This is a genomic window from Micromonospora sp. SCSIO 07396, assembly GCF_053667945.1.
The window spans coordinates 217,126-243,744 of the sequence record NZ_CM132210.1 but is presented as its reverse complement, the minus strand read 5'-3'; the positions used below and the strand labels follow the sequence as shown (position 1 = coordinate 243,744).

Below are 26,619 nucleotides of genomic sequence, written 5' to 3'. Positions count from 1 at the left end.
CGTGTACATCTCCGCGCGCAGCGACTACGCGCTCCGGGCCATGCTCGCCGTCGCCGCAGGCGGCGACGGCGGGACCACCCGCCCCGACGACGGCGGACGCCCCGACGGCGCCGGGGAGCTGGTCAAGGCGGCGAGCCTGGCGCGGACGCAGGGCATCCCGCTGAGTTTTCTCCAGGGCATCCTGCTCGACCTGCGTCGTGCCGGACTGCTGCACAGTCACCGGGGCACCGAGGGCGGCTACGCGCTGACCCGTCCTGCCTCGCAGATCAGCGTCGGGGACGTGCTGCGCGCCGTCGCCGGGTCGCTGACCACCGTACGGGGGCTGCCCGCCGAGGACGCCGGCTACCACGGGGTGGCCGCCGGCCTACGCGACGTGTGGCTGGCGGTGGACGGTGCGATAGCCGTGGTGGTGGACCGGACCACGCTGACCGACCTGCTCATCCACCAGGAGCAGGCCCCGGCCCGCTGACGTCGGCCGCCCGTCCGACCGTCGGTCCCCCAGGACCCGACGGTCGGACGGGACGACCTGACCTACCGCCCCCGGCGGGGGCTCAGCCGGCGGTCAGCTCGACCGTCGGCGGACGCCCCTCGTCGGGGCTGTGCAGTTCGACCAGCCCGGCCGGGGCGGCGCGCCCCGGCCTCGGGTGCCAGGGCGCGAACGCCGCGACCATGGCGAGCACGAGCCCGGCACCCGCCACGGCGAACACCACCAGTAGCTCGCGCCCCGCTCCCGACTCAGCGTCGCCCCCCATGGTCACCCCTCCCGTGCCCGACCGTGCCGGCCGGTTCTTCCCCCGGGAGCAAGCTTCGACCAGCCGGACCGAATGGAACAGTCACCGATCGGACGCAATAGCGCCGGCAACCCGACCCATCCCGATGCATGATCACCGAGGGTCCGCACCCGACCCCGCGCCGTCCCCGTCGCCGCGCGCCGACATGATCGACTCAGCTGAGCCGATGCTGCGTCGTCCCCGCCCGCCGAAACCGCGACATCAGCTCGACAGCGGCCGGGAACCTCAGGCGGTGCGAGGGCGACGCGGGCGACGGGACCGGCCCGACGTGCGGTGTGGGCGGCCACCCTCGCCGCCACCACCGACGGCGGCCCGGGGACGACCGCCCTCGCCACCGGCACGCGGACGGGCCGCCGGGGCCGGCGTCGGGGCGACGATGGTCACCGGCACGCCGGACGGCTCACGGGCCCCGGTCACCCGGGCCAGCGCACCGTCGCCGAGGCGCACCTGGGTCGACTGCGGAGTGATGCCGGCCACGCTCATCAGGCGGGAGACGTCCCGACGCTGCTCCGGCAGGACCAGGGTGACCACCTGACCCGCCTCACCGGCACGGGCGGTACGACCACCCCGGTGCAGGTAGTCCTTCGCCTCGGTCGGCGGGTCCACGTTGACCACCATGTCGAGGCCGTCGACGTGGATGCCCCGGGCCGCCACGTCGGTGGCGACCAGCGCGGTCACCTGGCCGGTGCGGAACTGCTCCAGGATCCGGGTGCGCTGCGGCTGGGACTTCCCCCCGTGCAGCGCCGCGGCACGTACGCCCTTGGCGAGCAGTTGCCGGGCCATCCGGTCGGCGCGGTGCTTGGTCGCCATGAACAGGATGGTGCGGCCCTCCCGGGCGGCGATCTGGGTCAGCGCGGCGGGCTTGTCGGCCGCGTCGACGTGCAGGACGTGGTGGGTCATCGCGGTCACCGTGGCGGTGCCCGGGTCCACCGAGTGCGACACCGGGTTGCTGAGGAACCGGCGCACGAGGCGGTCCACCCCGCCGTCCAGGGTCGCCGAGAAGAGCATCCGCTGGCCGTTCGGGGCGACCTGCTCCAGCAGCTTGGTCACCTGCGGCAGGAAGCCCATGTCGGCCATCTGGTCGGCCTCGTCGAGCACGGTGACGGCGACCTGGTCGAGCCGGGCGTCACCCCGGTTGATCAGGTCGTGCAGCCGGCCCGGGGTGGCGACCAGCACCTCGGCACCGGCGCGCAGCGCGTCCGCCTGCCGTTGCAGGGACAGGCCACCGACCACGGTGACGCAGCGCAGCCCCAGCGCCCGGGCGTACGGGGTCAGTGCCGTGGTGACCTGGGCGGCCAGTTCACGGGTGGGGACCAGCACCAGGGCGAGCGGGCGGCCCGGGCGGGCCCGGTGGCCGGCGGTGCGGTGCAGCAGCGGAAGCCCGAAGGCGAGGGTCTTGCCCGAGCCGGTGCGGCCCCGGCCGAGCACGTCCCGGCCGGCCAGGGAATCCGGCAGGGTGGCCGCCTGGATCGGGAACGGCTCGGTGATGCCCTGCGCGGTCAGCTCGGCGAGCAGCGCCGGCGCGAGGCCGGTCGCGGCGAAGGTGGGAACGGTCATGGTCATGCGGAAATGGCCTTCCTCGACGCGGCACGTGTCGAGGGAGGGCGCCGGGAGCCGGCGCGGTCACCGACGGAGCTGTCCGTCGGTGACTCACAAGCACGAACCGATGGGGTACGGGAGCCGGTCCGCCGCAGCACGCCGCGTCCCGCCGGAGCGGGGGGCGGCGCGGCGGACCGGTCCGTCACCGGGCCCGGAGGACCCGGAGGGTGTTACCGGACGATCCGAAGATCAGAGCGGGCGGATGTTCTCCGCCTGCGGGCCCTTCTGGCCCTGGGTCACCTCGAACTCGACCCGCTGGTTCTCGTCCAGGCTCCGGTAGCCGGAGGTCTGGATCGCCGAGAAGTGGGCGAAGACGTCGGCGCCGCCGCCGTCCGGGGTGATGAAGCCGAAGCCCTTGTCAGCGTTGAACCACTTGACGGTGCCAATTGCCATCTGTTTCGTCTCCTTGACGGAACGTCGGACCCGCACCTGTTGCGGGCCCGAAGAGGAGCGCTCCGCGCGGGATGCGCGAATCGCCTGTTGTTTTTGGTCGCCCCGCCCGGAGAACTCCGGACACAACAAAGAGCGCCTGGGGCCACAATCCGCCAGGCGCACACAGAGTCTCTGGAAACCAAAACTGCAACAAGAACAACTTACCACGGATCCGCCGCCGCGCCACCCCCCACCGGATTTTCCGGCAACCCGGCGATGATCGCGGTCAGCCCGTCGGCGTCCAGCAGGTCGGCCGGGCGCACCGTCACCCCTTCCCGTACGTAGTGGAAGGCGGCCCCCACCCGGTCCACCGGCACCCCGGCCAGCTCCGCCCAGGCCAGCCGGTAGACGGCCAACTGCACCGCGACCACCTCGGCCTCCGCGCCGGTCGGCTGCCGACCGGTCTTCCAGTCGACCACGTCGTACCGGCCGCCGGGGCGGGAGAAGACGGCGTCCATCCGGCCCCGGACCACCACGCCGGCCAGCACCGAGGCGAACGGCACCTCCACCTCCACCGGCACCCGGTCGGCCCACTCGCTGGCCAGGAAGCGCTCCTGAAGCTCGGCCAGCGCCCCGTCGGGCGCGGCGTCCGCGTCGGCGGCACCCGGCAACTCGTCCACGTCGAGCAGCCGGTCGATGCCGAACCGGGACTCCAGCCAGGCGTGGAAGGCGGTGCCCCGCCGGGCGTACGGGCTGGGTGGGGTGGGCATCGGCCGGCGCAGCGTACGGGCCAGTTGGGCCGGGTCCCGGCGCAGGGCCACCAGCTGGGTCACCGACAGGTGGCCGGGCAGGGTCACCTCGACCGCCTCAGCCTGCCGCAGCAGCTCCGCCCGCTCGGCGAGGAGCAGGTCCGCCTCCCGCCGCCACCGCACCACCTCCGGATCGGGCTCGGGCGCAGCCACCTCCGGACCAGCCGCTTCCCCGCCCGCCACCACCCGGCCCGCCGCCTGCCGCCCAGCCGCCTGCGGACCTGCCGCCGGTGGGTCCACCACCTCCGGCCCCACCGCCGCCTGGGCGTCGATTGCGGGGGCGGGGACAGGACCGGGAGCTTCCCGGCGGGCCGCGTCAGGGTCGGCGAGGAAGCGGCGGACCAGGGCCGCCGCCTCGGTCAGCGCCGGCCGGCGCGGGCCCAGCGGGTCGGCCGGCCACTCCGCCCGCAACACCAGCGCGGTGGTCGGATTGACCGCGTCACCCGCCGGTTCGGGTGCCCACTCGTCGATCAGCAGGCCGTCGCCACCGGTCAGGCAGGCGTCGTACACCTCGCGGAGCAGCACCGACGGGCCCCGGAACCGCTTGGTCCCCTCCCCCCACCAGTACCCGGAGCAGAGCAGCAGCCGCCGGGGCCGGGTCACCGCCACGTACGCCAGCCGGCGTTCCTCGCGTTCGTCGTGCGCCCGCCAGGCGTCGGTGAAGTCGGCCACCGCCCGGGCCACCCCCCGCTGGTCGGCCACCTCGGTCAGGTCGAGCACGGGCAGCCCGTCGGCGTCGCCGCGCAGCGGGAACGGCAGCACCCCGAGCCCGCCCAGCCAGTGGTCGGAGTTGCGGACCTGACCGGGCCAGCCGCCCCGGGTCAGCCCGGCGACGGCGACGACGTCCCACTCCAGGCCCTTGGCGGCGTGCGCGGTGAGCACCTGCACCGCGCCGTCGACCACCTCCACCTCGCCCGGGGACAGCCCGCGCTCCTCGTCCTCGGCGGCGGTCAGGTAGGCCAGGAAACCGGCGAGCGTCGCCGCCGGGGTCTCGCCGCTGAACCGGGCGGCCACGTCACCGAGCGCGTCCAGGTGCCCCCGGGCCAGCCCGGCGTCGCCGGCGCCGTCCCGGCCGGCCCGGACCGCCACCTCGACGTCCAGGCCGATGGTGCGTTCCACGTCCGCGATCAGCTCCGGCAGCGTCTGGTCCAGCCGGTACCGCAGCAGGGCCAGCTCCATCCCGTACGACCGCAGCCGCGCGTACCCCTCCGCCGAGTACGCCTGCGCCGGCCCCAGATCGGCCAGCGCCTCCACCAGGGTCGCCTCGTCGAGGGCGTCCACCACGATCTCCGGCCCGTCGTCGCCGGTCACCTCACGGCGGGCCCGGGCGATGGCGCGTGCCCGCCGGTGCAGGGCCACCAGGTCACGCGGCCCGATCCGCCAGCGCGCCCCGGTGAGCAGGCGCAGCAGCGCCGCGCCATCGGTCGGGTCGGCGAGCACCCGCAGGGTGCAGACCACGTCCCGTACCTCAGGGGTGTCCAGCAGCCCGCCCAGGCCGACCACCTCGACCGGCAGCCCCCGCGCCCGCAGGGCCGCCTCGATCGCCGGGATCTGGCTGCGGACCCGCACCAGCACGGCGGTGGCGGGGCGCTGCGGCACCGGGATGTGCTCGGGCAGCGCACCGGGCATCCGGGCCGCCCCCCGCCAGGCGGCGAGCACACTGTCGGCGATCCAGTCCGCCTCGTCGACGTACGTGGGCAGCAGCGCACAGTGCACGGTGCCGGCGGCCTGCCCGCGCGGGCTGCGGTGCGGGATCGGGTCGCGGACGCTCAACGCGGCGTGCAGCTCCGGCACCCGGGCGCCGGCCGCCCGCAGCGGCACCGACAGGGTGTTGGCCACCCCGAGGATCTCCGGCCGGTTACGCCAGCTGGTGGTGAGGCTCATCGCCCCGGCGGGGGTGCCGTCGACGTGGGCGAAGTCGGTGGGGAACCGGTCGAGCGTGCCGGCGCTGGCCCCCCGCCAGCCGTAGATCGACTGACAGGGGTCGCCGACCGCGGTGACCGGGTGACCGCCGCCGAACAGGTGGTTGAGCAGCACCACCTGGGCGTGGCTGGTGTCCTGGTACTCGTCGAGCAGCACCACCCGGTAGCGGTCCCGCTCGACGGCGCCGACCGCCGGATGGTCGCGGGCCACCCGGGCGGCGCGGGCGAGCTGGTCGGCGAAGTCCATCGCCTCGAAGTCGTCCTTGCGCCGGGCGTACGCCCGCACCAGCGGCAGCAGCTTCAGCCGGGTGCGTTGCAGTTGGAGGGCCTTGCGGACGTCGGCGTAGACCCGCCCGGGGTGGGCCTGCACCTCGGCGAAGAACCGGCCCGTCCAGGCGGCCAGGGCGTCCGGGTCGACCAGGTGTTCGTCCAGCTCGCCGGCCAGCGCCAGCACGGCGTCGGTGATCGTGCTGGGCATCCGGTCGACCTCGGACATGTCCCCGTCGTAGTTGCGGACCAGCAGGTCGACCAGTTGCCACCGGGACGCCTCGGTGAGCAGCCGGGTGGTCGGCTCGTAGCCGGCCCGCAACCCGTGCTCGGCGACGATCCGACCGGCGTACGAGTGGTAGGTGGCGACGGTGGGCTCACCGGCCAGCGGATCGTCGAGCGGATTGCGGGCCCGCCGCCCGAGCCGCCGCACCAACTGGTCGAGCCGGGTACGCACCCGGTGCGCCAGCTCACCGGCGGCCTTACGGGTGAAGGTCAACCCGAGGATCTGCTCCGGGCGGACGTACGAGTTGGCGACCAGCCAGACCACCCGGGCGGCCATCGTCTCGGTCTTGCCCGAACCGGCGCCCGCCACCACCAGCAGCGGCGCGACCGGCGCCGCGATGATCGCGGCCTGCTCGGCGGTGGGGGCGGGCAGCCGCAGCAGCCGGGCCAGCTCCACAGGCGTGTAGCGCGGCCCGGCGTCGGCGGTACGCGGCACGGGAGTGGCGGCGCTGAACAGGGTCGGCTGGGTCACCGCTCTCCCCTCGTCGCACGCCGCGGCCCCGGCCGCCCGGTCGTCGGTGGCGCGGCCGACACGTTCACTCCCCGCCCGCCCGGTGCTCGCCGGTGGTCGGCGGCTCGACGACCTGCCGGCCCTGCCCGGAGACCGGGCAACTGGTCCGTACCGGGCAGACCCGGCACTTCGCGTTGGCGACGGCGGCGAAGGTCGAGGCGGCCATCGTATCGGCGGTACGCCGGACCAGGGCGGTGGCCCAGCCGGCCTCGGGGCCCTGCCCGGCGGCGGCCTGGGTCTGCTCGCGGGCGTCCTTCCCGCCGGTGCCGAGCTGCACCAGCGCCGCACCCCCGGCCTCGTCGCCGAACTCGGCGAACCCGCCCGCCTCCACCGCCGCCTGGTACGCCCCGAGCTGCGGATGCTCGGCCATCTCCCGTTCGGTGACGGTCGTCGACTTGCCGGTCTTGAGGTCGATCACCACCAGCCGGCCGTCGGCGTCGACCTCCAGCCGGTCGACCCGGCCGGTCAGCTCGATCGGCCGGGTCGGGTCGTCGAGGCGGACCGCGAACTCGTGCTCGATGGCGAGCAGCCGGCGCGGGTTGCCGGCCAGCCAGCGCAGCAGCTTGTCCACCATCGCCTCGGCGCGTTCCCGCTCCGGGCCGACCATCCACCGGGCCGCCAGCTCGATCGCGTCGAACCGGGCGGCCACGTACTCCAGCAGGGCCGTCCGGTCGGCGCTGGCGTCCTCGGCCAGCATCGCCGCGGCGTGCACCAGGTTGCCGACCCCCTGGGCGGCGCTGGCCGGCCCGCTGCCGCCGTGCCGCTCCAGCAGCCAGCGCAGGCTGCACCGCAGCGCGCTCTCCATCCCCGACGGGGTGACCCGAACCGGTTCGCCCTCGTCGGCCAGCGGCCGGTCGTCGGAGAGGCTGCGCAGCCCCCACCAGTCGTCCGGGTGCGCGCCGGGGATGCCGGCGGCGGCCAGCCGGGCCAGTTCGGCCGCCGCCGCGCGCCGCCGGGCCACCGACGCCGCCGGGTCGACGATCGCGGTACGCAGCTCCGCCACCAGCGCGGAGAGGGTGAGCGCCCGGGGTGGCCGGCCGACGGGCAACTCCCGGGTCGGCCCCTCCTCCGGTTCATCCCCCGGCCCCCCGGGCAGGTCCTCGCCCGCCTTCCCGGGTTCCCCGGCGGGCGGGGTGGGGCCGCTTCTGGTCGGGCCGTCTCCGTCCTGGCCGGTGACGCCGAGTTCGTGCAGGAAGCGGCTGGGCTGCTCCTCGTGGTCGTCGCCGCCGACGGCGGCCGAGGCGACGGCGGTGACCAGCAGCCGCCGCCGGGCCCGGGTCACCGCGACGTGGAACAGCCGGCGTTCCTCGTCGAGCAGGGCGGAGGTCTGCCCGACCAGGCTGGCCCGGGTGCCGGTGCCGTCCGCCCGGCCGGCCAGCACGTCGACCAGCCGTTCGGAGCCGAGCAGGCTGCCGCGCAGCCGCAGGTCGGGCCAGACGCCCTCCTGCACGCCGGCCACCGCGACCAGGTCCCACTCCAGGCCCTTGGCCGCGTGCGCGGTGAGCAGGCGGACCGCCTCGCCCCGGTCGGCGCTGGCCGCCAGGGTGTCGGCCGGCAGGTCCTGGCCGAGGACGTGGTCGAGGAAGACCTCCGTCCGCGCGCCGGGCAGCCGGTCGACGAACCGGGCCGCCGCGTCGAAGAGCACCAGCACCGCGTCGAGGTCCCGGTCGGCGGCCTCGGCCCGCCAACGCTGGGCGGTCTCGTGCTCCCCGGTGGCCGCCCGCCCCCGGTTGATCGCCCCGGCCCAGCGTTCGGCGAGACCGCTGGCGTCCCACACCGCCCAGAGCACGTCCTCGGCGGTCGCCCCGGGCACTGCCGCCGCCGTCCGCGCGGTGGCGAGCAGCTCCGCGACCGTACGGGCCGGCTCGACCCAGCGCCGTTCGATGCCGGCCAGCTCGGCCGGGTCGGCCAGCGCCTCGACGATCAGTTCACCGGAGGGCCGCCGGTCACCCCGGGCCAGCGCGAGCGCCCGCAGCCCCTGGCGTAGCCGCCGCTCGGCGAGCGGGTCGGCCCCGCCCAGCGGCGAGTGCAGCAGCGCGATCGCGGACTCCTCGTCGAGCCGGGCCGGTTCGAGCGCACAGCGCAGCAGGAGTAGCAGCGGGGCGACCGCCGGTTGCAGGTGCAGCGGCAGGTCCTCACCGTGCACGACGGTGGGCACCCCGGCGGTGTGCAGCGCCCGGCGCAGCGACGGCAGGTGCAGGTGGGTCGAGCGGACCAGCACCGCCATCGCCGACCAGGGCACCCCGTCGAGCAGGTGGGCCGAGCGCAGCGCGTGGGCCAGCCAGGCGGCCTCGCCGGTGGCCGAGCGGAAGGTACGCACCTCGACGCTGCCGGGCGGCGCGTCGGGCAGCGGTCGCAGCCGCCGGTGCCCGGCCGGGCCGCGCAACCGCCTGGCGAGCCGACCGGTGGCCCCCAGCAGCACCGCACCGGCCCGGTACGAGGTGGTGAGGGTGACCTGCGCCGCCGGTGCCCCGGAGGCGGTGCGGAACCGGTGCGGGAAGGCGGTCACCACCGCCGGGTCGGCACCCCGGAAGGCGTACGTGGAGGAGTCCGGGTCGGCGAACGCCACCAGGGACCGGCCACCACCAGCCAGGACGACCAGCAGGTCCTGTTGGGCCGGGTCGGTGTCGGCCAGCTCGTCGACGTAGACGTGGGCCAGCCGACGGCGTTCGGCCGTCAGCAGCTCCGGATCGTCGAGGAGCATGCCGGTGGCCGCCCGCACCAACTCGGCCGGGTCGTACGCCACGGAACCCCGGTTGCCGACGTCGCGCAGGGCGAGGACGGCGACGTACTCCCGCAGGAACCGGGCGGCGGCCGGCCAGTCGGCGCGGCCCAGCTTCTCCCCCAGCCGGGCCAGCTCCACCGGCCCGACGCCGCGTTCGGCGGCGCGCATCAGCAGGTCACGCAGCTGGGCGGCGAACGCCCGGGTACGCAGGGCGGGAAGCAGGTCGTCCGGCCAGCCGACCGGGTCGTCGTCGGGCTCGTCGCCGACGACGTCGAGCAGCTCCCGGATGATCAGATCCTGTTCGGGGCCGGTGAGCAGCCGGGGGGACGGCTCGCCCCGCTCGGCGGCGGCCCGGCGCAGCAGCCCGAAGGCGTACGCCGGGAAGGTGCGCACCAGCGGCTCCCGCAGCACCAGGTGGCCGTCGGCGGCGATCCGGGCCTCGATCCGTTGCCGCAGCCCGGTGGCCTGCCGACGGCTGAAGGTGAGCACCAGCAGACGTTCCGGGTCGACCCCCTCGGCGACCCGGGCGGCCACCGCCTCGACCAGGGTGCCGGTCTTGCCGGTGCCCGGCCCGCCGAGGACCAGCATCGGTCCGTCGGTGTGCGCCACCACCTCCGCCTGGAGCGGATCGTGCCGCCGCCCGCCGGGGCGAACGGCATCGCCCGCCGGGCCTCGCGCCGGTGGGCTCCCCTCGGGGCGTACGGCATCGCCCGTCGGCCCCCCGGGCCGCGGCTCCCCCTCGTCACCCGCACCGGCCCGACCCGGCCCCTCGGCCGGCCCGCCGTGCCGGTCGTCCCCCCGGACGTCCGCGGCGGACCGCCCGTCCTGCGGGCCCGGTCCGGCAGGTCGGCGCACCAGCCGGTACCCCTGCACCCCCACATCCCACCATGTCGGTACGACACCCCCCAGGGCACCACCCCGCCCGGACGGGGCGGCCGGATGCCGGTCCGGCCTCGGGTCAGGGCAGCCGGGCCTCCAGGGCGTCGAGCGCGGTGGCGACGGTCGGGGTGACCGTGAGCAGGTCCAGGCCGGCCGGCTTGAGGAAGGTCTGGTCGGTGATGGTGGCCAGCCAGTCGAGCAACGGGCGGTAGAAGCCGTCGGTGTCGACCAGCACCATCGGCTTGGCGTGCATGGCCAGCGTGGCGGTGGTCCAGACCTCGAACAGCTCGTCCAGGGTGCCCAGACCGCCGGGCAGGGTGAGGAACGCGTCCGACTTCTCGATCATGACGGTCTTGCGGCTGGCCATGCCGTCGGTGACCAGCAGTTCGTCCGAGGCGAGGTCGGCGACCTCCAGGTCCACCAGCGCCTGCGGGATCACCCCGACGGTCTGCCCACCGGCCGCCCGCGCCCCGTCGACGAGCGCGCCCATCATCCCGACGCAGCCGCCGCCGCTGACCAGCGTGTGCCCGCGCCGGGCCAGCTCCGCGCCGGTCTCGGCCGCCAGGTCCAGCCAGCGCTGGTCGAGGGTACGGGAGGACGCGCAGAAGACACAGATCGCCGCCACCGGCTCAGCCCTCCCGACCGTCGACGACACCCCGGCCCGTGCCATTGGCCCCGGTGCCGTCGGACGGCGTACCCGGGGAGGGGGTGGCGGTGTCCGCGGCCCGGCGGGCGGCCTGCTGGTCGGCGGCGGTACGCGCCACCGCCGCCTCACGGACGGCCTCCTGGTCGACGGCGAGCGCCGCCTCGGCCTCGACGATGTGCCGGACCGCGGCGTCCACGTCGTCGGTGAGGCAGATCAGCTCCAGGTCCACCGGGCCGATCTTGCCCTCGGCGGCCATGCTGTCGCGCAGCCAGTCGAGCAGCCCCCGCCAGTAGTCGGTGCCCATGAGCACCACCGGGAACCGGGTCACCTTGCCGGTCTGCACCAGGGTCAGCGCCTCGAACAGCTCGTCCATGGTGCCGAACCCGCCCGGCAGCACCACGAACGCCTGGGCGTACTTGACGAACATGGTCTTGCGGGCGAAGAAGTAGCGGAAGTCGATGGCCAGGTCGACCCAGTCGTTGAGCCCCTGCTCGAAGGGGAGTTCGATGCCCAACCCGACGGAGAGGCCGCCGGCCTCGCTGGCCCCCCGGTTGGCCGCCTCCATCACACCGGGTCCACCGCCGGTGATCACCGCGTAACCGGCCCGGGCGAGACCCGCGCCCAACTCCTCGGCCAGCCGGCACTCGGGACTGTCGGGTTTACTACGGGCCGAGCCGAAGACACTCACCGCGGGTGGCAGATCGGCTAACGTGTCGAAACCCTCGACGAACTCGGCGAGGATGCGCAGCGCCCGCCAGGCGTCCTTCGTCTTCCAGTCGCTGCGCCCTCGGGAGTCGAGCAACCGCTGGTCAGCGGTGCTGGTGGGGATCGCGCCACGGCGCAGTGTCACCGCCCCCCGGTGCCGCTCCGGATCGCGGCCCGACTGCCGCCCGTTGGTCTGACTCATGTCAGTCACCGTAGTGGAGACGCACGTCAGGGCGGTGCTGGCCGACGGGTCGGAGAAAAAGTTCGCGATCATGGGCAACTAATTCTGTCGCCCGTACGTCTTACTATTCACATACCGGGTATGGCCCGGCGCGCGCCTTCGGGGGAGGAGCAAGCGTGATCAGCAACAACGAACGGATGCGGATCCGTCGGCAGATGCAGCGAAGGATCAACGAGGTGGTGGCCGAGCGCCGCCGCGCCCGACAGCTGGAGGTGCCGGTGGAGCCGGCCGCCCAGTCCGTCGAGCCCAGCGAGCCCGACAGTCCCCGCCTCACCACCGTCTGACACCACCAGCCCGACCCGCGTCGACCCGGCCGGAGCACCCGCCCCGGCCCGCACCACCCGACCGGCCGGCCGCCTCACACCCCTGGCCGGCCACCCGAGCCTTCACCCAGTACGCACCGAGGCCCCCGCGGTCCCCCGACCCGGGGGCCTCACCACATCCACCCCGCCGACCCCGCCCTCTGCGACCGTCCCGGCCCACGCTGCTCGCGACCCGGCCCACACTCCTGCCGGCCCGGCCCACACTGCTCCCGACCCGGCCCACACTGCTGCCGGCCCGGCCCATACTGCTCCCAACCCGGCCCGCGCTCCTGCCGGCCCGCTCCCCAGCCCCGCCCCACGCCCGGCCGAGTCCCCGCGCCGCACCCGGTCCGCTCCCGCAGCCAGCCCGGGCCCGCCCCGCACTCGGTGATCAAGAGAAATGAGTCGTGATCAAGAGAAATGGGGAGTGGGAGAGCGCTCTCGGTGACACAAACCTCTTGATCACCGGGGCGAACCCGGGGCGGGGCGCGGGGCGGGGGCGCGGGGCGGGGGGCGGGGTTAGGCGGGGGTCAGCCAGCGGTGGAGGGTGGCGGCGCCGTCGCGGATCTTGGTGAGTTCGACGTGTTCGTCCTTGTGGTGGGCGAGGTTGGGGTCGCCGGGGCCGAAGTTCAGCGCCGGGATGCCCATCGCCGCGAACCGGGCCACGTCGGTCCAGCCCAGCTTGCCGATCGGGGCGGCACCGACGGCAGCCAGGAACTCCTGGGCCACCGGCGCATCGAGTCCCGGGGCCGCGCCGGCCGCCGCATCGGTGATCGCCAGGTCGTAGCCGGCGAAGACCTCCCGCAGGTGCGCCTCGGCCGCCGCCGGGTCACGGTCCGGGGCGTACCGGTAGTTGATCTCGATTTCGCAGCGGTCGGGGACGACGTTGCCGGCCACCCCGCCGTCGATGCGCACCGCGTTGAGGCCCTCCCGGTAGTCGCAGCCGTCGATGGTGACCCGCCGGGCCCGGTATTCGCCGAGGCGGCGGAGCACCTCGCCCGCGCCGTGGATGGCGTTGACCCCGCGCCAGGAGCGGGCCACGTGGGCGCGTTCGCCGGGCACCGTGACGATCGCCCGCATGGTGCCCTGGCAGCCGGCCTCCACGATGCCGTACGTCGGTTCCAGCAGCACCGCGAAGTCGGCCCGGAGCCATTCCGGGTGGGCCTCGGCGACCAGGGTGAGCCCGTTGTACCGGGACTCGATCTCCTCGGCCTCGTAGAAGAAGTACGTCACGTCGTACCGGGGGTCGGGCAGGGTAACCGCCAGGTGCAACGCGAAGGCCACCCCGGACTTCATGTCGGAGGTGCCGCAGCCGTACATCAGATCCCCGCGCATGGTCGACGGGAAGTTGTCGTTGTGCGGCACCGTGTCCAGGTGCCCGGCGAGCACCACCCGGGAGGACCGGCCCAGATCCGTCCGCGCCATCACGGTGTTGCCGTGCCGGAAGGTGCTCAGGTGCGGCACCCGGCGCAGGACCTCCTCGACACAGTCGGCGATAGCCTTCTCGTCGAGGGAGACGGACTCGATGTCGACCAGGGCGCGGGTCAGCGCCACCGGATCGGCCAGGACCTCGGGGGTAAGCGGGTTCTCCATGATTCGCACGGTACCGTCCTGGACGGTGGGCGGGAGGGGTGAGCCCACCGGCCCCGCAGCCGCGAACGAGAGGGTAGAACAGTGACGTCCCAATCCGCCTGGGGTATCGGCCTGGCCACAGTGACCGCCGCCGAGCAGGTGCTCGACACCTGGTACCCGACCGGCAAGCTGGGCCTGGGTGAGCTGCCGCTGGTCCCCGGCGAGGACCAGGCCGACGTGCTGGACCTGCCGCCCGGCGCGGTCGGCGAGCGGGCCCTGCCGGGCCTGCGTACGGTGCAGGTGGTCACCGTGATCGGCGCGCTGGACGAGCCGATCAAGGACGCCGCCGACGCGTACCTGCGGTTGCACCTGCTCTCCCACCGCCTGGTGCGGCCCAACGAGCTGAACCTCGACGGCATCTTCGGCAAACTGGCGAACGTGGCCTGGACCTCGGCCGGCCCGTGCCCGCCGGAGCGGGTGGACGAGCTGCGGGTGATCGAGCGGGCCGCCGGCCGCCACCTGGCCGTGTACGGGGTGGACAAGTTCCCCCGGATGACCGACTACGTGGTGCCCGCCGGGGTGCGGATCGCCGACGCGGACCGGGTCCGGCTCGGCGCGCACCTGGCCGCCGGCACCACGGTGATGCAGGAGGGCTTCGTCAACTTCAACGCCGGCACGCTGGGCACCTCGATGGTCGAGGGCCGGATCGTGCAGGGCGTGGTGGTCGGTGACGGCTCCGACATCGGCGGCGGCGCGTCGATCATGGGCACCCTCTCCGGTGGCGGCACCGACCGGGTGCGGATCGGGGCACGGAGCCTGATCGGCGCGAACGCCGGGGTCGGCATCTCGCTCGGCGACGACTGCGTGGTCGAGGCCGGCTGCTACGTCACCGCCGCCTCGAAGATCACCCTGCCGGACGGCCGGGTGGTGAAGGCCCGTGAGCTGTCCGGCGTCGACGGCCTGCTGTTCTGGCGCAACTCGGTGACCGGGGCGCTGGAGGCGAAGCCGCGCAGCGGCCAGGGCATCACGCTCAATGCCGCCCTGCACGCCAACGACTGACCCGCACGGGTCCGGGCCCGCGACGAGAACCGTCGCGGGCCCGGACGTCCGATCACTTCAGGCGGTACGCCTGGATGATCCGGGTGCTCGCGGTGTTGCCCTCGGTGTCCCGGGCGGTCGCCCGCAGGGACGCGTACCCGGCACCGGCCGGGTGCTTGACCAGCGCCACCGTGCCCTGGCCCGGCACCTTCACCACGGTGGCCCGCCGCCAGGTCCTCCCCCCGTCGTACGACACGTCGACGCTGAGCTTCGCCAGCTTGGCGGTGCCGGCGCCCGGCTGCCGTCGTACCTGCACGGGGACGGCGAAGACCTGCCCGGCCGGGGCGGTGTTGTCGGCCCGCAGCCGCGGGGTGAACCGGATCTCCGACAGCGGCAGCGGCTTCGGCGTGTCACCCGCCACGTGCCCGGAGCGGAACGTCCAGCTCGCCTCCACCTCGGTGCCGAGGTCGGTGAGGCTCCGCGTCGCCGCGACGGTCAGCTTGTAGTCGCCGGCCGCCTTCGGCACGGTGAACTCGCCGTACCCCGGGTTGTCGGTCTCCTCCACCAGCGTGCCGTTGCGCCACAGCGCGGTACGGGCGCTGTCGGTCAGTGACCCGCCGGGGTGCCCGGCCGCGTCGGCGTGCAGCGCCACGCTCACCAGCATGGTGTCCCCGGTCCGGGTGACACCGTCCCCCGGCCAGCGCGGGGCGGGCAGGGACGGCCCGAGCGGCGCCGCACCCCAGGTCTCGGTGGCCCGCCGGCCGGGCTGGTACTTCGTGGGCGGGGTCACCAGGACCGCCTGGACGTCGAGCCAGCCCGCTTCCGGGTCGCGGACGCCGAAGTCCAGCTCGGACTCCCAGCGCATCCCCTTGGTGCTGTAGTGCTCGGTGCGCTGGCCGGGCAGGTCGGTCGGCAGGACGACCGCCCAGCCGCCGAGGTTGTAGCCGCTGTCCGGGAAGACCAGCCGTTCGGCTTCCATCTTCGGGTACGGGTCACGGAACGTGTGCACCACCGTGGCCAGGTCGCCCCGCCGGTAGTCGCGCACCAGCCCGCTGGGCAGCTTGCCCGGCACGACCTCGCCCAGCGCGTACAGGTAGGGGCTGACCTCGGCGTCCCGGTCGGCCCACTGGCTGTTGAAGGTGGCGACGAACTCGTCGGCCGACACCGCCTTGCCGAGCTGGCCGGTGGACAGCCCGTCGAAGGTGTCGAAGGAGACGATGCCGAAGCCGTAGCTGCCGTCGTCGGGCAGCAGGTAGTTGGCGCTGATGTCGACCAGGGAGACCTTGGCGTCGGCCTGCGGCACGGTCATCCGTACCGGCTTGGCCTTGCGCAGGTCGACGGTGACCGCGGTGTCGCCGTCGACCACCAGTTCCGGCTGGGCGAGCATGCCCAGGCCGCCCGACTCCTCGTCCGGGCCCGGCTCGAAGAAGACGCTGCTCAGCCCGTACCGGCCCTTGGGGACCCGGAGTTCGACGACGCCGTCGGCCTCGAACACGTCGCGCAGGTCGCCGTCGGCGAGGTTGACCAGGCTGGTCGAGTAGTCGCCGCCCGGCTCGCCGCTGCGGTCGAGGTGGGTGAGCGTGACGGTGTAGCTCTCCACCTCCCGGTGCACGGCCAGCGGGGTCACCGCGACGGTGCCGCCGGAGCGGGCCACCACCCGACCGGTCCAGTAGCCGTCGACGCCGAGCCGGGTGTTCGCGGTGACGGTGGTCTCGGCCCGGCCGCCCGCCGGGACGGTGATCCGGTTGACGCCGAGGGTGAACATGCCGGCCGGTGCGGCGGCCCCGCCCGGCCCCTTCACCTCGACGGTCAGGTCGAGGGTGAGCGGCGTGGTGCCGCCGTTGTGCCAGGCGACGGTCCGGGTGATCGGGGCGTCGTCGCCGTGCGGCCACAGGGCCCGGCCGAACGAGACGCTGACCGGGTCGGTGGTGACCTGCTCGGTGATGGCCCGGGTCAGGTCCACCCGGCCGGCGCCCTGCTCGTAGGCGGTCTGCGTCGGGTGCGGCTTGGCGGCGGCCATCAGGGTCGCCTTGAGCTGCCCGGCCTTCCAGCCCGGGTGCTGCTGGGCGAGCAGCGCCACCGAGCCGGCCACGTGCGGGGTGGCCATCGACGTGCCGGAGAGTGCGACGTACCTCGTGCCGACCGGGTCGCCGATCTGGCCGTCGACGGAGCGGGCGGCCACGATGTCGACGCCGGGGGCGGTGATGTCGGGCTTGAGCGCGTCGTCGCCGAGGCGGGGGCCCCGGCTGGAGAAGTCGGCGAGTTCGTCGTCCCGGTCGACCGCGCCGACGGTCAGTGCGGCGTCGGCGGTGCCCGGTGAGCCGACCGAGCCGTCCCGGCCGTCGTTGCCGGCGGCGATGACGAAGAGGCTGCCGGTCTGGGCGGTCAGCGTCTGGACGGCCTCCTCCAGCGGGTCGACCTCGGGGGTGTCGCCGCCGCCGAGGCTCATGTTGACCACGGCGGCCTTCTTCTCGGTGGTGGCCCACTGCATGCCGGCCAGGATCGCCGACTCGGCGCAGCCGAACTCCTCGCAGACCTTGCCGTCGAGCAGCGTCGCGTCCGGCGCGACGCCCCGGTACTTCCCGCCGGAGGCGGCACCGCTGCCGGCGATGGTGGAGGCGACGTGGGTGCCGTGCCCGACGATGTCCCGCTGGTCGGGCAGGTCGCTGAAGTTGCGGGCCTCGGCGACCTTGCCGGCGAGGTCCGGGTGGGTGGCGTCGATGCCGGTGTCCAGCACCGCGACGGTCACCCCCTTGCCGGTCCAGCCGGCCGCCCAGGCGGTGGGCGCGCCGATCTGCGGCACGCTGTGGTCGAGGGAGAGCGCGCGCCGACCGTCCAGCCAGATCCGCTCGACGCCCCCTGCCGCGTCGAGCCGGGCTCCGGCGTCGCCGCCGGTCAGCGTCGACCAGACCGCGCCGGTCGAGGACTTGCCGGCGGTCAGCGCCGCGCCCTGGATCGCCGGCAGGTCGCGGGTCACCCGGGTGCCCGGCAGCCCGGCCGCGCCGCGCCGGGCCTGCCCCTCGCGGTACGACACCAGCAGCGGCAGGTTGTCGCGGTGGGCGTCGTCGTAGCGGGCGGCGATCAGGCCGGTGACGTCGAACAGCCGCTTGTCGACCTGCCCGGAGCGCACCAGCGGCACCGCGTCGCGGGGCACCACGGACAGGTGGCCGCGTTCCCGGCGGACCAGGAACTGCTGGTGTTCCCGGCCGGGGCCGGGGCGCACGGCGGCACCACCGGTGCGGGTGACGGTGACCTGGTCCCCGGTGATCAGGGTGACGGTGCTGGAGCCGGCGGCCGGCGTGATGGGCCGGGGCGCGGTGGGGCCGGCGGGCGCGGCGTGCGCGCCCGTCGCCGGCAGACCGAGGGCCAGGGCGAGCACCAGCCCGCCGGCCGCGGTTCTTCTGCTTCGGTGCAACGGAACCTCCTTCTGGGACGTTTACCTGACGTGAGCCCATCGAGCCACGTGAACCATCGACGACCGGCCACATCGACGACCGGGCCACATCGATGCCCCAGAATTACATACTCGGTATGTAAAAAGAAGTCCGCGGGATGACCGTCCGGACACATTGCCGAGACACGACCGACGCGATTTCGTCCCACCGGCCCGCCCGATCGGCGACGATCGCCTGGTGACGTCCATGAGGGAACGCATGCTCGCCGGCGAGCCGTACGTCGCCGACGACCCCGAGATCGTCGCGGATCTCGACCGCGCCGCGCGGCTGGCCGAACGGTTCAACCGCAGCCCCGCCGACGACCCGCAGGGCCGGCTCGCCGCCCTGCGCGACCTGCTCGGCAGCGTCGGCGAGGACGCCCAGGTACGTCCACCGCTGTACTGCGACTACGGCTGGCAGACCCACCTCGGGGACCGCAGCTTCGTCAACTTCAACGCCGTCCTGCTCGACGTCGCCCGGATCACCATCGGCGCGGACGTCCAGATCGGACCGAACGTGCAGCTGCTCACCGCCACCCACCCCGTCGAGGCCGAGGCGCGGAGAGCCAAGTGGGAGGCCGCCCAGCCGATCACCATCGGGGACAACGTCTGGCTCGGCGGCGGGGTGATCGTCCTCGCCGGAGTGACGGTCGGGGAGAACACGGTGGTCGGCGCGGGCGCGGTGGTCACCCGCGACCTACCCCCCAACGTGGTCGCCGTGGGTAACCCCGCACGAGTGATCCGTACCCTGCAATAACAGCTTGAGCTGCGAAAACACCGACGCAACCGTGGGCGAACGGCAAATTCCGATGCACTCTGGGTAGTGACTTCGTCACCAGGGAGCACCGATGGCCGAGCGGGTACTCGAACTCCGGGTACACGGCGTGTCCAACACCCCGCCCGACCAGATCCTCGGCCTGCCCGCCGACCCGACCGGCACCGGCCCGCAACCCCGGCTCGTCTCCGGCGGCGACGTCACCGGCTTCTACCGCGCCAGCGACTCCGCCCCGGACGACCCCGTCGTCGTCGAGGCGTACAGCTGGGGGCAGTTGACCTCGGGGGCGCGGACCGCGCGGGACGTCGAACGCGCCCTGTGGACGCTGCTGCTGCCGTTCACCCTGGCCAACGTCGCCCTGTACGCCCGCCCCGGCATCCCGCCCGACCCGGACACCGAACGCTGGGGCAGCCGCTCCGGCATCACCGCCTGGCTGATCCGGCTGTTCTGCCTCAGCCTCACCGGCACCCTGGTCCTCGCCGCCACCGGCATCGGGGTCGACCTGATCGCCTGGCAGTGCGTCGACCAGGAGTGCCTGCGGCAACTGCCCGGCCCGTGGGAGTTCCTCGGCCGGGGCTGGTGGCGTGCCGACGCCCACGCGCTCGCCGTCGGCCTGCTGGTGCCGTTGGCGATGCTGCTGGTGCTCGGCCTCGTCTCCTGGCGCACCTACCAGTACGAGGCCGAGATGCCCGCCGAACCCCGCCCCCCGGCGGGCGACGGGGAGCACCCGGCCGAGCCGGCGCCCAACCCGGCCAACCCGTTGCAGGACCCCACCTTCTGGGGCGGGGAGGGACAGCTGCGCCGGGCCGCCGTGCTGCACCTGTGCGTCGGCGCGGCGCTCGCCGCGGCGGTACCCGTCGGCGCGGTGCTGGTGCTGGACCCGGCCCGGGGCGTCCGCGCCGTGGTCGCCGTCCCCACCGTCGCCGCCCTGGTCACGGTCGTGGTGATCGCCGTGGTGGCGGTCGGCCGTCCCTGGCTGACCCGACGCAGCGGGGCCGCCCCGCTCGGCCGGTGGAGCCTCGCCGTCGGCGTGCTCACCGGCCTCGCGCTGGCCGGCACCTTCACCCTCCTGCTGCTGCCGGACGGCCCCGCCGGCACCCCGCTCGCGCAGTTCCGCCCACCGGCCGGCTGCATCCGCGACCCCGGCCTGGCCGGCTGCCGCGCCGACCACTCGCTGCCCGGCTACGACGGGCTGGTCGCCTGGCTCGCCACCTACCAGGTGCTGCTGCTGATCGCCATCGGCACGGTCGCCCGCTCCGGCCGCCGCGCGCTGCCCGTCCCCGCTGCCGCCGCCGTGCTGCTGCCCCTCGGCATGGCCTGGCTCGACGGCCGGCTGCCCGGCCTCCCCGCCGCCCCCGACGGGCTGCGGATCTGGATGCTCGCCGCACCCGCCATCGCGCTCGCCACGACCGGACTGCTGCTGCCCCGCACCGGCAGCGACGCCGGACAGCAACCACTGGGCGTGCACACCGACGTCGCCTGGGGCGGACGCGGGGCCGCCGTGATCGCCGGCTTCGGCTGGATGATGGCCATCGCCTACTGCGCCGGCCTGCTCTACTGGGTCACCGACCGGCTCGACGGGGCCGCCTCACCCAGCGGTTTCTCCCCGATCGTGCCACCCCTGCCGGTGATCTGGGCCGGACTGGCCTTCACCGTCGCCACCGCCGCCCTGCTCGGCACGCTGATCCGCGCCGGGGTGCTCTTCCACCGGCTGCGCCGCGTCGAATACCACCGGCTCACCGCCGCCGGGCAGGCCCTCTCCGCGCACGACCTGCGCCGCTGCCGGCACGTCAGCACCTTCCGCGCGCTGCACCGCCTGGTCGGCGAGCACGCGGTACGGCTGATCGGCTGCTACGCCACCATCGCGGCGGTGCTGGTGGCGCTGTCCTGCGTGGCGGCGCTGACCCGGGCCCGCCCGGTCCCGGCCGGCGCGTCGGGCTGGCCGGGGCTGGTGCACGCCGCCGCCGACCTCGGGGACACCCTGCTGGGCTGGCTGCCGCTGGTGGTCGCCGGGCTCGGCATGCTCGTCTACCGCAACGACACCGTCCGGCGCAGCGTCGGGGTGCTGTGGGACGTCGGCACCTTCTGGCCGCGCGCCGCGCACCCGCTCGCCCCACCCAGCTACGCCGAACGCGCCGTCCCCGAGTTGCAGACCCGGATCGCCGGCCTCCTGGCGCTGACCGAGCGCGACCCCCGCCGGATGGACGGGGTGATCCTCTCCGGGCACAGCCAGGGCACGGTGATCTGCGCGGCGACGCTGCTGCAACTGCCGACCCGGTGGCGGCGACGGATCTGGTTCCTGTCGTACGGCTGCCAACTCACCCGACTCTACGGGCGGGTCTTCCCCGCCTACTTCGGCCCGGCCCGGCTCCGGGTGCTCGCCGACGCCCTGACCTGGCCCTCCGGCCACGTCGCGTGGACCAACTTCTGGCGGGACACCGACCCGCTCGGCTGGCAGGTCAACGCCGGGGAACGGGACGTGCCGGTGACCGACCCGGAGGCGCTGCACCCCAGCGGGGGCGAGGTCGCCGACCCGCCGATCCGCAACCACAGCGGCTACCCGGAGGCGTGGGAGTTCCACCGGGAACGGGCCCTGGTGGCCCGGCTGCTGCGGCGTAGCGTCCCGTCACCCCGGGTCGGTTGACCGGATCACCAGGTCGGCCCGGTCGGCGGTGCCCGCCACCACGGCGGCGTTCGCCTCGTCGCTGCCGTACGCCCAGGCCTGCGCCGCCTCCGGTGACCGCCCGTACGCCACGTGCCGGGCCACCAGTCGACGCAGCCGGGCCCCCGCATCCAGGTCGAGGAACCACGCCTCGTGCAGCAACGACCGCACCTCGTCCCACGGCGGCTCGCCGAGCAGCAGATAGTTGCCCTCGGTCACCACCAGCCGGACCGAGGGCGGCACCTCCACCGCCCCGGCCACCGGCTCCTCCAGGTCACGGCGGAACAGCGGCGCGTACACGGTGGTCGGCTCCAACCGGTGCAGCCGGCGCAGCAACGACACGTACCCGTTGGCGTCGAACGTGTCGACCGCGCCCTTGCGATCGGCCCGGCCCAGCCGGACCAGCTCCGCCTGGGCGAGGTGGAAGCCGTCCATCGGCACCAGCCGGGCGCTCGGGCCGACCGCCGCGACGATCCGCTCGGCCAGGGTGGACTTGCCCGCCCCGGGCGCCCCGGCGATGCCCAGCAACTGCCGGGGGCCGGCGTCGGCCAACGACCGGGCCCTTGCCACCAGGTCGTCGAGGGAGAACGGACGTGCCCCGGGCATCAGGTCAGGACCGGCTCGCTGATGGTGAACCGGGCCCGCACCACCGCGTGCACCGACTGCGGACGGGGGTCCAGATCCAGCTCCGGCGGGCCACCCTGGCGGGCCTGACGGGCGAACAGCGCCCCGCCCATGCCGGAACTCTCGTCGCTGTCGGCCAACTCCAGCAGCGCGGTCACCCGGACGCCGAGCGCCTCGGCGTACTCCCGGGCCCGGCGCAACGCGTCGGCGATCGCCGCGTGCCGGGCCTCCCGGTGGGCCGGGCTGTCCGGGCGCAACGACCACCAGGGGCCGGCCACCTCGACGTGGTCCAGTTCGGCCAGCCGCAGCATCAGCTCCGCCAGGGAGCCGAAGTCGGTGACGGTGACGGTGGTGGAGACGCTGCCCAGGTAGCCGACGACCCGTTCGCCGGACCGGTTCGTCTCGGGGCGGACCCGCAGCTCACCGGCCTCCCGGCGGTCCACCGCCGGCTCGTGCTCGTCGAGCAGCACCCGGACGGCGGCGGCCCGCTCGGCGAGCCGGGCCAACGCGACCTGACGGTCACGTTCCCGGGCCGTCGCGGTCACCTCGAAGCGGGCCAGCTCGGGCGGCACCTCCCGGTACGCCTCACCGCGCACCGCCACCACCGGTCCGTCCGCCACGCCCCCACCCTAGCGGCGCGACCGGCGTGCCGCCGGTATCCGCGCGGTCAGGCCGGCCGCAGCCCGGTGTACGTCACCGTCCCCCGTGCCACCACGCAGCCGGTCAGGTGCCCACCGGACTCGCCCACCGACCTGACGAACGCCAACTCCCCGGCGGGATCGGCATCGAGGTCGAACGCCCGCTGGACGGGCTGTTCCCGGCCCGACCCGGCCGCCCGCACCGCGCCGGCCCGCTCGTAGTGGGCCACCAGCGTGGGCAGGTCGTCGTCGCGGACCGCCTCGGCGAGCACGTCGAGCGCGGCCCGCACCTCGGCCAACTGCCGCAGCACCTGGTCCCGGTTCGCCAGCAGCATGGCGGCGGTCCGCCGGGCCGGGGTGGTCGCCACCCGGGTGCCGTCGCGGAAGCTGCCGGCGGCGAGCCGGACCACCGCGTCGCGCACCGTCGAGTCGGCGGCGGCCCCGGCCAGACCGCCGGCCAGCAGGTGCGGCACGTGCGAGGACAGCGCCACGACCCGGTCGTGCACCTGCGGCGACATCGGCACGACGTGCGCGCCGAAGACGTCGACCACCAGCCCGACCAGCGCCCGGAACGGCACCAGCCCGTCGGCGCTCGGGCAGAGCACCCAGGCCGCGTCGGCGAACAGGTCCTCCCGGGCGGCGGTGAGCCCGGCCCGTTCGGTCCCGGCCATCGGGTGCCCGGGGACGAACCGGCCGGTCAACCCGTGTGCCCCGGCGAACCCGGCGACGGCCTCCTTGGTGCTGCCCACGTCGGTGACGATGCATCGGTCACCGGTCAGCCCCGCCACCGTGAGCAGGGTCTGCGGCAGGCTGGGCAGCGGGCCGCCGAGGAACACCACGTCCCGGTCGCGGACCGCGTCGCCGAGCTCGTCGGCGAAGTCGAGGCCCCGGCGGCGGCCCTCGGCCCGGGTCGCCGGGTCCGGGTCCCAGCCGGTCACCGGGACGCCCGCCGCGTGCAGGCGCAGCAGGATCGACCCGCCGATCAGGCCGGTGCCCACCACGGCGACCCGGGGTCGGCCGACGTCGTCACCCACCACAGCCGCCCTACGGCTGGGCGAGCCGCTGCGCGACCGCCCCGACGTGCGCGTCGGACCCGGTCAGCGCCACCCGGACGTGCCGCTGCCCGGCCGGGCCGTAGAACGCCCCGGCGGCGACCAGGATGCCCCGGCGGGCCAGCCAGTCGACGGTGTCCCAGCAGTCCTCGTCGCGGGTGAGCCAGAGGTAGAGGCCCGCCTCGGAGTGCTCCAGCCGGAACCCCGCCCCGATGAACGCGGCGAGCAGCGTCTCCCGCCGGGCCCGGTAGCGTTCCCGCTGCTCGTCGGCGTGCGCCTGGTCGCCGAGCGCGGCCACCATGGCGGCCTGCACCGGCGCCGGGACGATCATGCCGGCGTGCTTGCGGATCTTCAGCAGCTCGGCGACGAGCACCGGGTCACCGGCGACGAACCCGGCCCGGTAGCCGGCCAGGTTGGAGCGCTTGGACAGCGAGTGCACCGCCAGCACCGAGTCGTACGACCCGCCGCAGACCTCCGGCGCGAGCACCGACACCGGGGCGGCGTCGGCCGTCCAGCCCAGCGGGAGGTAGCACTCGTCGCTGGCCACCACGGCACCGCGCTCCCGCGCCCAGTCGACCACCTTGCGCAGGTGGGCGGCGGGCAGCACCCGACCGGTCGGGTTGCCCGGCGAGTTGACCCAGACCAGGCGTACCCGTGAGGTCGGGCCGACCGCGGTCAGCGCGTCGGCGCGGACGACAGTGGCGCCGGCCAGCCGGGCACCGTCCTCGTATGTCGGATAGGCGACCGTGGGCACCACGACCACGTCGCCGGGGCCGATCCCGAGCAGGGTGGGCAGCCAGGCCACCAGTTCCTTGGAACCGATGGTCGGCAGCACCCCGAGCCCGTCGACACCGGCGGCGCAGGCGCGCGCCACCCAGCCGGCGATGGCCTGCCGCAACGCCGGGGTGCCCGCCGTCAACGGGTAACCCGGCGCGTCGGACGCGTCGGCCAGGGCCTGCCGGATCACCGTGGGCACCGGATCGACAGGGGTGCCCATGGAGAGGTTGATCAGGCCGTCCGGGTGCGCCGCGGCCAGGGTGGCCGCGGCGTCCAGGGTGTCCCAGGTGAACTCGGGCAACCGGGCCGACACCGGCACGGCCGGTGCCGGCCCGACCTGACGCTCCGGCGCGGCCCCGGCCGGTGCCGCTGCGGGCCCGGCCGGTGCCCCCGGTGTCGCGGCGGCGGGCCGGTTCAGTGGCCCTCGCCGCGCGGCGGCTGGCCGGCGACGAACGTCGCGTCCTTCTCCACCTTGCCGATCTTCGACGCACCGCCCGGCGAGCCCAGGTCCTCGAAGAACTCGTAGTTGGCGCCGGTGTAGTCCTTCCACTGCTCGGGGACGTCGTCCTCGTAGAAGATGGCCTCCACCGGGCAGACCGGCTCACAGGCACCACAGTCGACGCATTCGTCGGGGTGGATGTAGAGCATCCGGTTGCCCTCGTAAATGCAGTCGACCGGGCATTCCTCGATGCATGCCTTGTCGAGCACATCCACGCACGGCTCGGCGATGATGTAGGTCACCGGTCTTCTCCTCCGCAAGACTCGTCGCGATCACCCGCGACGCTAAGAGCCTAGTATCTCGCCGGGGAGGAGGTCGATCGTGCTCCGACAGCAGGATGTGGGACACCGGATCGTGGTTCGCCGCATTGTGGGGATTCGTGAGGGCCGGCCCCTCTTCTCGGACGCCCTCGGTGAACTGGTCGAGCTGAGCGAGACCCATCTCACCATCGCCACCGCGCAGGGCCGGGTCCGGGTGCCGGTGGCCGAGGTGCACCGGGCCAAGCGGGTGCCGCCCACCCGCCGGCCCACCGCGTCCGCCGTGGTCGAGCTGGAACTCGCCGCCGACGAGGCGTGGCCCGCGCCGGTACGCGGCCGGCTCGGCGACTGGCTGCTGCGTTCCGCCGACGGCTGGACCGGACGCGCCAACTCGGCCCTGCCGGTCGGCGACCCCGACCGGCCGCTGCCGGCGGCGATCGACGCCATCGAACGCTGGTACGCCGGACACGGCCAACCCGCCATGGTCAACACCCCGTTGCCGCTGGCCGTGCCGGTCGGTGCCGAACTGGACGCCCGGGGCTGGACCGCCCGCCCGCTGACCCTGGTCCAGACCGTCCCGCTGGCCACCCTGCTCACCCCGCAGCCACCACCCGCGCCGGATACGCCGGACCCGGCCGACACGCCGGGCGCGGCGATCCAGGCCGACACGCCGGGTGCGGCGGACCCGGCCGGCGGGCTGCCGGTCGGGCTCGACGCCGCGCCGTCCGAGGAGTGGCTCGCGGTCGCCGCCGGGCGCAAGGGCGGGCTGCCCGACTCCGCCCGGCACATCCTCACCGCCGTGGCCCGGGTCCGCTTCGCCCAGGTGTACGCCGACGGCAGGCTGCTGGCGACGGGCCGGGGCACGGTCACCGGGCAGGGCCGCTGGCTGGGGCTCAGCCTGATCGAGGTGACCCCGTCAGCGCGCCGGCAGGGGCTGGCCGCCCGGGTGATCCGGGCCCTGGCCGAGTGGGGCGCGGCAGAGGGGGCGACACACGCCTTCCTCCAGGTGGAGCAGCGCAACACCGCGGCGGTGACGCTCTACCGCAAGCTGGGCTTCACCACCCACCACACCTACCTGACGCGGGTCGCCCCGCCCACCTGACCCGCCCCGTCCCATCCCGCGACCTGACCCGGCCCGGGCGCCTTGATCGGCTCCTGGGGGCCGATGTTGCGACATCGCACCGGTCCGGATACCGCTATGTGCGCCCCCAAGAGTTGATCAAGCCCGGCGGGCGCGC

General features: G+C 74.8%; 20 protein-coding genes. 6 read left to right on the top strand and 14 right to left on the bottom strand.

Going from position 1 to position 26,619, the window contains the following annotated elements:
• Position 1: 1 nt before the first annotated feature.
• Entirely contained in the window at positions 2–469 is a 468-nt protein-coding gene (locus ACWCHM_RS01150) for an RrF2 family transcriptional regulator (RefSeq protein WP_281894395.1), read from the top strand.
• Positions 470–551: 82 nt separating this feature from the next.
• Here ACWCHM_RS01150 and ACWCHM_RS01145 read toward each other — a convergent pair whose 3' ends face one another.
• The 7 genes from ACWCHM_RS01145 to ACWCHM_RS01115 form a co-directional block, all read right to left on the bottom strand.
• Positions 552–752: a hypothetical protein gene (locus tag ACWCHM_RS01145; protein WP_204957843.1), complete on the bottom strand. Its 201-nt coding sequence runs from the start codon at positions 750–752 to the stop codon at positions 552–554.
• Between the two features lie 264 nt (positions 753–1,016).
• The gene (locus tag ACWCHM_RS01140; RefSeq protein WP_454221285.1) at positions 1,017–2,354 is read right to left on the bottom strand and encodes a DEAD/DEAH box helicase; all 1,338 of its coding nucleotides are present in this window, start codon (positions 2,352–2,354) and stop codon (positions 1,017–1,019) included.
• Positions 2,355–2,579: 225 nt separating this feature from the next.
• The gene (locus tag ACWCHM_RS01135; protein ID WP_067374184.1) at positions 2,580–2,783 is read right to left on the bottom strand and encodes a cold-shock protein; all 204 of its coding nucleotides are present in this window, start codon (positions 2,781–2,783) and stop codon (positions 2,580–2,582) included.
• A gap of 200 nt (positions 2,784–2,983) precedes the next feature.
• Entirely contained in the window at positions 2,984–6,517 is a 3,534-nt protein-coding gene (locus ACWCHM_RS01130; protein ID WP_454221284.1) for an ATP-dependent helicase, read from the bottom strand.
• Between the two features lie 64 nt (positions 6,518–6,581).
• The gene (locus ACWCHM_RS01125; RefSeq protein ID WP_454221283.1) at positions 6,582–10,154 is read right to left on the bottom strand and encodes a PD-(D/E)XK nuclease family protein; all 3,573 of its coding nucleotides are present in this window, start codon (positions 10,152–10,154) and stop codon (positions 6,582–6,584) included.
• 85 nt (positions 10,155–10,239) lie between these two features.
• Positions 10,240–10,785 (bottom strand): LOG family protein, encoded by a 546-nt coding sequence (locus tag ACWCHM_RS01120; RefSeq protein WP_454221282.1) that lies wholly within the window; start codon positions 10,783–10,785, stop codon positions 10,240–10,242.
• A gap of 4 nt (positions 10,786–10,789) precedes the next feature.
• Positions 10,790–11,713 (bottom strand): LOG family protein, encoded by a 924-nt coding sequence (locus tag ACWCHM_RS01115; RefSeq protein ID WP_454221281.1) that lies wholly within the window; start codon positions 11,711–11,713, stop codon positions 10,790–10,792.
• A 155-nt stretch (positions 11,714–11,868) separates the two neighbouring features.
• Between ACWCHM_RS01115 and ACWCHM_RS01110 the strand changes: the two genes are divergently transcribed.
• Positions 11,869–12,036: a hypothetical protein gene (locus tag ACWCHM_RS01110; RefSeq protein WP_204958239.1), complete on the top strand. Its 168-nt coding sequence runs from the start codon at positions 11,869–11,871 to the stop codon at positions 12,034–12,036.
• A 537-nt stretch (positions 12,037–12,573) separates the two neighbouring features.
• On the opposite strand, the gene dapE is transcribed toward ACWCHM_RS01110, so the two are convergent.
• On the bottom strand, positions 12,574–13,647 hold the full coding sequence (gene dapE, locus ACWCHM_RS01105) for a succinyl-diaminopimelate desuccinylase (protein WP_204957838.1): 1,074 nt from the start codon (positions 13,645–13,647) through the stop codon (positions 12,574–12,576).
• A gap of 81 nt (positions 13,648–13,728) precedes the next feature.
• On the opposite strand from dapE, the gene dapD reads away from it, so the two are divergent.
• The gene (gene dapD, locus ACWCHM_RS01100; RefSeq protein ID WP_281894406.1) at positions 13,729–14,685 is read left to right on the top strand and encodes a 2,3,4,5-tetrahydropyridine-2,6-dicarboxylate N-succinyltransferase; all 957 of its coding nucleotides are present in this window, start codon (positions 13,729–13,731) and stop codon (positions 14,683–14,685) included.
• A 52-nt stretch (positions 14,686–14,737) separates the two neighbouring features.
• Here dapD and ACWCHM_RS01095 read toward each other — a convergent pair whose 3' ends face one another.
• Entirely contained in the window at positions 14,738–18,079 is a 3,342-nt protein-coding gene (locus ACWCHM_RS01095) for a S8 family serine peptidase (protein ID WP_454221280.1), read from the bottom strand.
• 217 nt (positions 18,080–18,296) lie between these two features.
• On the opposite strand from ACWCHM_RS01095, the gene ACWCHM_RS01090 reads away from it, so the two are divergent.
• Both ACWCHM_RS01090 and ACWCHM_RS01085 read left to right on the top strand, forming a co-directional pair.
• Positions 18,297–18,854, top strand: coding sequence for a sugar O-acetyltransferase (locus tag ACWCHM_RS01090; RefSeq protein WP_281894408.1), 558 nt, complete (start codon positions 18,297–18,299; stop codon positions 18,852–18,854).
• Positions 18,855–18,945: 91 nt separating this feature from the next.
• On the top strand, positions 18,946–21,516 hold the full coding sequence (locus ACWCHM_RS01085; RefSeq protein ID WP_454221279.1) for a hypothetical protein: 2,571 nt from the start codon (positions 18,946–18,948) through the stop codon (positions 21,514–21,516).
• Here the strand turns inward: ACWCHM_RS01085 and ACWCHM_RS01080 are convergent.
• The 5 genes from ACWCHM_RS01080 to fdxA form a co-directional block, all read right to left on the bottom strand.
• Positions 21,499–22,140, bottom strand: coding sequence for a nucleoside/nucleotide kinase family protein (locus ACWCHM_RS01080; RefSeq protein ID WP_204957834.1), 642 nt, complete (start codon positions 22,138–22,140; stop codon positions 21,499–21,501). The genes ACWCHM_RS01085 and ACWCHM_RS01080 overlap by 18 nt on opposite strands.
• Positions 22,140–22,778, bottom strand: a complete 639-nt coding sequence (locus tag ACWCHM_RS01075; RefSeq protein ID WP_421490126.1) for an SIMPL domain-containing protein — start codon at positions 22,776–22,778, stop codon at positions 22,140–22,142. Before ACWCHM_RS01075 ends, ACWCHM_RS01080 begins: the two co-directional genes overlap by 1 nt.
• A gap of 47 nt (positions 22,779–22,825) precedes the next feature.
• Entirely contained in the window at positions 22,826–23,830 is a 1,005-nt protein-coding gene (locus ACWCHM_RS01070) for a prephenate dehydrogenase (protein WP_421490125.1), read from the bottom strand.
• A 10-nt stretch (positions 23,831–23,840) separates the two neighbouring features.
• The gene (gene dapC, locus ACWCHM_RS01065) at positions 23,841–24,944 is read right to left on the bottom strand and encodes a succinyldiaminopimelate transaminase (RefSeq protein WP_421490124.1); all 1,104 of its coding nucleotides are present in this window, start codon (positions 24,942–24,944) and stop codon (positions 23,841–23,843) included.
• 95 nt (positions 24,945–25,039) lie between these two features.
• Entirely contained in the window at positions 25,040–25,366 is a 327-nt protein-coding gene (fdxA, locus tag ACWCHM_RS01060; protein ID WP_007072862.1) for a ferredoxin, read from the bottom strand.
• 79 nt (positions 25,367–25,445) lie between these two features.
• On the opposite strand from fdxA, the gene ACWCHM_RS01055 reads away from it, so the two are divergent.
• A complete protein-coding gene (locus ACWCHM_RS01055; protein ID WP_421490123.1) occupies positions 25,446–26,483 on the top strand; it encodes a GNAT family N-acetyltransferase in 1,038 nt (345 codons plus the stop codon).
• Positions 26,484–26,619 lie beyond the last annotated feature (136 nt).

Excerpts from the sequence above, each read along its gene's own strand:
- ACWCHM_RS01145 (WP_204957843.1), bottom strand. The coding sequence starts at position 752 with ATGGGGGGCGACGCTGAGTCGGGAGCGGGGCGCGAGCTACTGGTGGTG.
- ACWCHM_RS01140 (WP_454221285.1), bottom strand. The coding sequence starts at position 2,354 with ATGACCATGACCGTTCCCACCTTCGCCGCGACCGGCCTCGCGCCGGCG.
- ACWCHM_RS01135 (WP_067374184.1), bottom strand. The coding sequence starts at position 2,783 with ATGGCAATTGGCACCGTCAAGTGGTTCAACGCTGACAAGGGCTTCGGC.
- ACWCHM_RS01115 (WP_454221281.1), bottom strand. The coding sequence starts at position 11,713 with ATGAGTCAGACCAACGGGCGGCAGTCGGGCCGCGATCCGGAGCGGCAC.
- dapE (WP_204957838.1), bottom strand. The coding sequence starts at position 13,647 with ATGGAGAACCCGCTTACCCCCGAGGTCCTGGCCGATCCGGTGGCGCTG.
- ACWCHM_RS01085 (WP_454221279.1), top strand. The coding sequence starts at position 18,946 with ATGGCCGAGCGGGTACTCGAACTCCGGGTACACGGCGTGTCCAACACC.
- ACWCHM_RS01080 (WP_204957834.1), bottom strand. The coding sequence starts at position 22,140 with ATGCCCGGGGCACGTCCGTTCTCCCTCGACGACCTGGTGGCAAGGGCC.